Here is a 7,586-nt window from a genome sequence, read left to right as displayed (position 1 = left end):
ATGAAATATTCATGCTAGTAAGTAATTTCTCGAAAATCTCTACAGGTAACCCTTCTTCACCACGCTCCCATCTTGATAATGTTGATGTTGAAACAACTCCTACTTTTTGCGCTAATTCCTTAAGGGAAATATTTGCTTCTTTTCTAATTTCTTTAAATTTTGGACCAACTATTTTGTCTATTTTTGCATTTCTTCTTTTCACTGAAAGGACCTCATAATGTTAACCGAGAAACTAAAATATCTTTTATCATCTATAATCATTAGTGGCGGATTAGCCGTCATGGGAAACACGATCTCCATTTATATTCCTAATATTAAAATAATGTAGTACTCTTTTTTCAGCAAAAGACAATTTTAATGGTACATAAAAAGAACCTCTATTCTTCCTAATCGAAAAATAGAGGTCTTTTTCTACTTATGATACGGACTACCCGAATTAATCATGAACGCACGATAAATCTGCTCAATCAATACCACCCGCATCAACTGGTGCGGCATCGTCAGCTTGCCAAAACTAATCAGGTCATCCCCGCGCTTATTGACAGCATTGCTCGTACCCAAGCTGCCGCCAATCACAAAGGTAATATCCGAATGACCATACGTAGCTAGATTCTGAATCTCCTTTGCAAATTCCTCGCTGCTGCGCTGCTTACCCTTAATCGCAGTCACGTAGACATACTCCTTATCCTTAATCTTGCTCAGAATCCGCTCGCATTCGATCTGCTTGACGCGTTCATCTTCAGCTGCACTAAATTTTTCCGGTGCTTTTTCATCTGGCACCTGAACAATCGACACTTTTGCAAAGCGACTAAGCCGCTTTTTATATTCCGCAATCGCATCTTTAAAATACTTTTCTTTTAATTTTCCAACACAAACAATCTTAATATTCATACCTATTAGTTTATCATCAAAATTAACAGAAATTCCACTGCAGTTTTCCACATCCTGTTCAAAACACAGTCTACATTTTGTGGTATTATTAAAGACAACTTCTACACTTTGTGGTTCAAATTTTATTGAATTTTTTCCAAAAAACTTTCCCACATTTTACCTATGGATAAGCATTTTTCACAAACTTTGCGTTAAAAAGCTTAATATACCAGCATGAACTCACGTTTTAACAAAATTTTTTTACTTATTTTTCAAAATTTTATCCACAAAATTCACCAAGTTATGCACAATCCACAGAGTTATCCACATCTATTAGCAAGTACTCTTTCATTAGTACTTGCTTGACAAGTTAAGAAAACGAACTTTTCCTTGTTACACGTTATTATAGTTAATAAAAAGAGCTATATCTGCTTTAAATCGCGTGATATAGCTCTTTTTCTTTGTCTAAATATTTTTATTTCTTAATTAGTTGCCTTCAAGCTTTACCTTCATGTCAACATCTTTACCATTTCTGTTCACGGTTACATTTACGGTATCACCGACTTTGTGACTGTAAAGGATGCTGTGTAACGATGCAACATCTTCAACTTTCTTGCCGTCAACCTTGGTAATGACATCGCCGCTCTTAATACCTGCATTTGCGGCAGAACCATTTCTACTTACAAATGCAATGTAAATACCATTCTTGAGGTTAGACTTGATCTTCAAACGACTTCTGTAGCCTTCTGGAATGCCTTGAAGTGCGATTACTCTTACGCCAAGTTGTGGACGAGTAATTTTACCCTTCTTAACTAGTTCATTCACAATAGTTACTACTTCATTTGAAGGAATTGCGAAGCCCATCCCTTCTACAGAAGTACCATCGCTTGACTGTGCTAACTTCATTGAGTTAATACCAATAACTTGACCAGCTGAGTTAACTAATGCACCACCAGAGTTACCTGGGTTAATTGCGGCATCAGTTTGGATAACTGTTTGTTGATTACCTGATGAAGTAGAGATTGTTCTGGCAGGTGCTGAAATAATCCCTTGCGTTACCGTAGAAGCATATTCACTACCAAGTGGGGAACCAACCGCAATAACTGTTTGGCCGGCTTCTAGGTGCTTAGAATCGCCGAATTGAGCCGTTTGAGTTACGTACTTAGCATCAATTGATAAAACAGCCAAGTCAGTTGTACTATCTTTACCTACAACTTTAGCATTCACAGTTTTACCATTAGCAAGCAAAACTTGCACTGCGTCGCTACCGGAAATAACGTGGTTGTTAGTTACGATATAACCCTTGCCGTTAGATTTCATGTAAACGACACCTGAACCTTCACTATAGGTCTCAAGCTTGCCATTCTTGCTTGAAGAACTATCGCTATCATCGCCAAACAAGCTATTGTAAAGTGAATCAGTACCGCTTGAAGCTGATTGACGCTTCAAGTTAATGACGGACACAACCGCACCTTTAACATCGTTATAAGCAGCAGTCATCGTACCACCATTTTTGGCACTCTTTTCTGAAACCTTGCTGCTGCTTGAAGAAATACTGGTTTGTGCTGCGCCGTTGCCTTGACCATTATTCATTTGGTCCATTGCGTAATAAGACACGCCACCGCCGACAAGTCCGCCAACTACACCAACGATTGCTGCAGTGGCGATAATTTTATTACCACTCTTTTTTCTAGGTTGATTTTGATTATTATTTTGATTCTCTACCATACCGCTTTTCCCCCTCGTATCATTATTGTTGTATTAACTATACACGGCAAATTTGAAAAATATATGAATAATCTATACAAAAACTGCTAAATTTCTATCAATTTTGTTGGACTATCAGGCTCTGTATCAATAATTTTTACATCATCACTCAAATTTTCATCCCCTTCAATCAGCATTTCCTTCGCCGTCTCATGCGCTAAGTATTCCGTATTATTATGCTGACTGCGATGTGCCAAAAAGATATGCTTCGTCTTAGGCGTCACTACATCAACTAATGCCTGAGCGGCCTCATCGTTTGATAAATGCCCAACATCTGACAGAATTCTCTGCTTAAGCGACCAAGAATACGGTCCATCTCTTAACATCATAGTATCATAATTGAATTCCATCATATAGGCATCAGCATCCTCAATTGTCCCCTCGACTTCTTCGGAGACATAGCCTGTATCTGTTAAAAAGGCAATGCGCTTGCCGCCACTTGTAAAAACATAATACTGCGGCTGAGCCGCATCATGACTAGTTGCAAATGCCGTGACATCGAGATCGCCAAAAGTCTTAGTCTGTCCCGGTTCAATCGTATTCATCTGTTCTGCCGGTAACTTGCCAATCTTTTGCGTATCTAGTAAATACTGCCACGTACCGCTATTGGCAAAAGCATCAATCTTGGGATAACGCCGCATCAAAACGCCTAATCCACCGCTATGGTCTGTATGATCATGACTCAAAAACGCCATATCAATATCGTTAATATCTACGCCAACATCGACCAATAATTGCTTAGTCTTTTTACCAGAAAGGCCAGCATCCATTAGGATCTTATGCTGGCCTGTTTCGATTAAACTAGTATTACCGGTTGACCCGCTCGCTAAAACGGAAACCTTCATCTTCGCTTTACCTTTCTATTTTTCAACGTTATACGTGCTTGATTGCAGCATTTGCGCCGTATATGCGTTAACTCGCTTTAACGTAATATTCTTAGTGGTCTTGTTCTCTATCCAGACTAACCAAGTCGGTAACAAAATCGTACTGCCACGAACTTCAGTCAACTTAGAATAGCCCAACTTAATTTGCGTTACCTTCGAATTGTTAGTCAACTCTCGATTAGTATACATCGCACGCACTGCACGCCATGCACTGATCGTTGACTGCAATTCTCTTACTGGACTAGCTGGACCCATGTAAGATTCCGCATAATTGATAATCTGATGATCCTTGACCGCGATGCTCAATTGAGCTGAACCATCATAAATCTCGCCATAGTCAGTTGTTTGTACAAAAACATAGTTGTCTTCGCTGGACATATCTGGCTCATACTTGAATTCTTTTCCATAAGGGACATTCTTAGGATCATTCTTGAATTTATTTACTTGTTCCAGTGCCTTTTTAGGATTTTTATCCAAGAGCGTTGTTATCTTAGGTGCAGCGTAAAGAATATTTTCGTCTTTAGAATAGCGTGCGTTAACATTGGTCAAAGCATCTATTTTATTGGAAAGATAATTACGGTTTTTGGTTGCTAAATAATAGCCTGAGGTAGGTGCATTAGAAAATTTATCTGGCAAATCAATATTATCTGACTTCATTTCTGAACGAATGCTGGCCACGCTGCGAGTGGTTGTATCTGCTCCGCTCAAATTGACGGGTGAACGTAGAATCTCAATCCCCAAATAGATATCGATCAATAAGAAAACAATGAAAAACAGCCACTCTATTCGTTTATGGTCCATTTTTATTTCACCTCATTAGTTTTAACTGTCTCCCTAAGTTTACGGTAAGCAGCTACATTCTTCTTTTCCCACTCGTCAACGCTCTTCCACTCGTCGTAAGCCTTTACGTAATAAGTTGGAATTAAGTTAATCAAGCTATGGTGACTAGAATCCTTTTCTATCTTGAAACCGACAATAATTCGTTGAATATCAGATTGCTTAAGACCATGCGCACCTAATTCACTCACTACCTCAGCAGTCGGCTTTAACTCTTGAGTTTTACCATCAAAAGGAATCGGAATTTGGAAATTGACGCTGTTGAAGGCAACGTTAATTGAATCATATGAAAAAGTAGTTTTAACCTGCAAATCATGCTGGTTCAAGAAAACAGGAATCCCTTCAATATAGTTGACATAGCCCACATTAGAGCCATCCGCGTCAAAGAAGCGCAGATCTTGTTCGGTTAATCCCAATTGGTGCACGTAGTACACGCTATCAAGCAAACGGTTAGTTGCATTCGGAATCTTATTCTTTTCAAAATGAGTATACAAGTAATTATGCTCGCCTGATTCAGGATCTGGCACCTTTAATCTGGTGTAATAGTTGAGAGAATAGATGGTTTGTCCACTCTTATTAGTCTTGCTAGTTACTCCAGAAGTTCCCAATAAGCGAGAAACGAAGTAAGAATAAGACTGGTGATTAGTCAAATAGCTGTAAACCTTGCTATTGGTTGTTCGACTATAGAATGGTGAATAACCTTCCTGCAATTTAACCAAGTGCACTGGACTCTTAGTTTGGGCATTACGAGCAAATTTACGCAACTTATCAAAGTTAGCGCCCTTGATCTTAATGCGGTAAATCGCACTAGTTTGATCATTGCCTAAATAAATAATGTTATTGGAATGCGAAACAAAGAAACGGTTAAATTCTCGATTATCATTATTAGAATTATTCAAATGATTGAACAAAGAAAAAGTGATTTCATCAGGATAAACTAATTGCAAATAAGCATCATCATTCAAATATTCTTCGTACTTAGCGCGAGACTTAACAATTTTCTTTACATCGCTAACTGCCTTGGCTTTTTGAATTTCCTTGGTAAATTCCAAAGTTAAATTATTTTTTGAATCATACAACTGGCATAATCTGCCGTCTACAAAACCGTATGAAGTAGTTGGAATGTACAGATCATATAATGATTTGGCACTATGACTGCGAGCCTGCTGCTTTGTAGTATTATTCTGATTTTGACCAATATTGCTGAAACGCTGGTCACTCGTCATGATAAAAATCCACAAAACAATAGAAAGAACAATGGCGAGCAGGGTAGCTAAACCTAAGAAAAATTCACCGAATTTGAATTTAAACTTCATCCCAGTCATCCTCCTCTGTCATTGTTTCATAAGGTAAGGAAATATAGAAGGTAGAGCCCTTGCCCTCGCTACTATCAGCCCAAATGCGACCATGATGAGCTTCCACAATTTCTTTAGCAATGGCTAAACCTAACCCGGTTCCGCCTTGAGCACGTGAACGAGCCTTATCTACACGATAGAATCTATCGAAGATCTTGCCTAAGTCCTTTCTAGGAATACCTAATCCTTGATCAGAAATACTCAAGATAACGTGACCTTGACTATGAGTTAAGCGAACGGTAATCACACCACCATCAGGTGAATATTTAATCGCATTATTCATAATGTTGTCGATCACCTGCATCATCTTGTCAGTGTCAATCTCTACCCAAAGGGCCTGATTGCCTAACTCACGCTTAATAGTGTATTTCTTTTTGTGGCCCTTATTTTTATCGGTTTTCACAATCATATCAAACCGGTTCAAAATATGGCTAACAAAGTCATTCAAGTTAACAAATTCCAAATCCATCTTTGAAACGCCACGGTCCATTCTGGACAAGCTAAGCAAGTCGTTAATCATTCTGATCATTCGACTCGTTTCTTGCTGGGCAACTTCCAAGAATTTAGGCGCAATTTCAGGGTCTTTCCATGCCCCTTCATTTAAGGCTTCGATGTAGGCCTGCAAACTGGTTAAAGGCGTTCTTAATTCGTGAGAAACGTTTGAAACGAACTGTCTTTGTGAGTTTTCATTCTTTTGTTGTTCTGTGACATCATGAAGAACGCAAACACTACCTGATACAAATCCTGTAACGCGCTTAATCAATGAGAAGCTGGCATGCAAAATAATTTCATCACGCGTACCTGGTTTAACGGTAACGACAATTTCTTTTTGACTGGAAATCAAGTCCTGTGATGAGGTGTCTTTTAAGCCTAAAACTTCTGCAATTGGTCTATTGATAATCTCGTCTTCGTCCGCATTCAAATAGCTAAGTGCCATGTGGTTAACGACGCTGACGTTGCCGTGACGGTCGGTAGCAAGCACCCCATCACTCATGTGCGATAGCACGCTATCTAGCCGCCGTCTTTCACTATCTGATTCTTCTTGCGATTGTTCAATTCGAACGGACAAAGTATTAAAGGCCTTGGCTAATTGCCCCAACTCATCGTTTGAGTAGATTTTTACCTGACTAGAATAATCACCGTTGGCAATATGCAGGGCCTGTTTTTGCATTTCTTCAATTGGTTGAGTAATTGCGCGGGAAATAACCAGTGCTAAAAATGCGCCAAGCAGTGCTGCAATCAGCGAAGCAATTAAGAATGTTAAGGAAATCTGCCGCAGATTATCGAAGACATCCTGCATACTGGCTTTAACATAAATCGCACCGACATTGTTGTTCGAGCCGTTGCCACTAGTTAAAGGCGAAATCTGAATCATATAATTGCCATGATCATCAACCACCTTATTAATCTGGTGCCCGGTTGAAATTACCTGCTTAACGTCAGTATTGTTAATTCGCTGGCCAACCTTGCTTTTATCGTTCAAATTAGAAACCGCACGAATTGTGTCCTTATTATCAACAACAATAATTTCACTAATCGAGTCATTGTTATAATCATTGACGATTTGATTCAAGCGGTCATTAGCATTTTTACTATCGCTAGCTAGTTGATTAGCCAACTGGTTGCTAACGATTGTTTGAATCTGAATCGATGATTGAAAGTTTTCAATACTATTTTGTTCTAATTGCCTGGTAAAATAAGCTCCAATTACTTCAATTGTTGCTAGCAGCATTAGCATGAACACGACCGCTAACTTAGTATTAATTGAATTAAATGTAGCATTTAATTTCTCTCTGAGTTTTTTCATCATTCATTCAACATTTTTATATAAAAAAGAAAGTCACTTACCTTTCCAGTTGTGTGACTTTCTTCA

General features: G+C 38.7%; 7 protein-coding genes. All 7 read right to left on the bottom strand.

What is annotated here, in order from left to right; translation table 11 throughout:
- Positions 1-202, bottom strand: a 202-nt coding sequence (locus HMPREF0518_RS01365; RefSeq protein ID WP_003625361.1) for a helix-turn-helix domain-containing protein, incomplete at its 3' end; no start/stop codon positions are given.
- A 209-nt stretch (positions 203-411) separates the two neighbouring features.
- A complete protein-coding gene (rlmH, locus tag HMPREF0518_RS01360; protein WP_035518184.1) occupies positions 412-891 on the bottom strand; it encodes a 23S rRNA (pseudouridine(1915)-N(3))-methyltransferase RlmH in 480 nt (159 codons plus the stop codon).
- Positions 892-1,356: 465 nt separating this feature from the next.
- Positions 1,357-2,598 carry a S1C family serine protease gene (locus tag HMPREF0518_RS01355; protein ID WP_003625355.1) on the bottom strand — a complete coding sequence of 414 codons (1,242 nt, stop codon included), beginning with the start codon at positions 2,596-2,598 and terminating at the stop codon, positions 1,357-1,359.
- Between the two features lie 86 nt (positions 2,599-2,684).
- On the bottom strand, positions 2,685-3,482 hold the full coding sequence (locus HMPREF0518_RS01350) for an MBL fold metallo-hydrolase (RefSeq protein ID WP_003625352.1): 798 nt from the start codon (positions 3,480-3,482) through the stop codon (positions 2,685-2,687).
- Positions 3,483-3,497: 15 nt separating this feature from the next.
- Positions 3,498-4,322, bottom strand: coding sequence for a two-component system regulatory protein YycI (locus HMPREF0518_RS01345; protein ID WP_003625350.1), 825 nt, complete (start codon positions 4,320-4,322; stop codon positions 3,498-3,500).
- A 2-nt stretch (positions 4,323-4,324) separates the two neighbouring features.
- Positions 4,325-5,674 (bottom strand): YycH family regulatory protein, encoded by a 1,350-nt coding sequence (locus HMPREF0518_RS01340; RefSeq protein WP_003625347.1) that lies wholly within the window; start codon positions 5,672-5,674, stop codon positions 4,325-4,327.
- Positions 5,664-7,520: a cell wall metabolism sensor histidine kinase WalK gene (gene walK / locus HMPREF0518_RS01335; RefSeq protein WP_035504291.1), complete on the bottom strand. Its 1,857-nt coding sequence runs from the start codon at positions 7,518-7,520 to the stop codon at positions 5,664-5,666. The genes HMPREF0518_RS01340 and walK overlap by 11 nt, the downstream gene beginning before the upstream one ends.
- Between the last annotated feature and the right edge of the window lie 66 nt (positions 7,521-7,586).

This window comes from Lactobacillus helveticus DSM 20075 = CGMCC 1.1877 (genome assembly GCF_000160855.1).
Taxonomy (GTDB): Bacteria; Bacillota; Bacilli; order Lactobacillales; family Lactobacillaceae; genus Lactobacillus; species Lactobacillus helveticus.
The sequence above is the reverse complement of the archived record's forward strand: the minus strand, read 5'-3'. Positions and strand labels throughout refer to the sequence as shown.

Excerpts from the sequence above, each read along its gene's own strand:
- rlmH (WP_035518184.1), bottom strand. The coding sequence starts at position 891 with ATGAATATTAAGATTGTTTGTGTTGGAAAATTAAAAGAAAAGTATTTT.
- HMPREF0518_RS01355 (WP_003625355.1), bottom strand. The coding sequence starts at position 2,598 with ATGGTAGAGAATCAAAATAATAATCAAAATCAACCTAGAAAAAAGAGT.
- HMPREF0518_RS01350 (WP_003625352.1), bottom strand. The coding sequence starts at position 3,482 with ATGAAGGTTTCCGTTTTAGCGAGCGGGTCAACCGGTAATACTAGTTTA.
- HMPREF0518_RS01345 (WP_003625350.1), bottom strand. The coding sequence starts at position 4,322 with ATGGACCATAAACGAATAGAGTGGCTGTTTTTCATTGTTTTCTTATTG.
- HMPREF0518_RS01340 (WP_003625347.1), bottom strand. The coding sequence starts at position 5,674 with ATGAAGTTTAAATTCAAATTCGGTGAATTTTTCTTAGGTTTAGCTACC.
- walK (WP_035504291.1), bottom strand. The coding sequence starts at position 7,520 with ATGAAAAAACTCAGAGAGAAATTAAATGCTACATTTAATTCAATTAAT.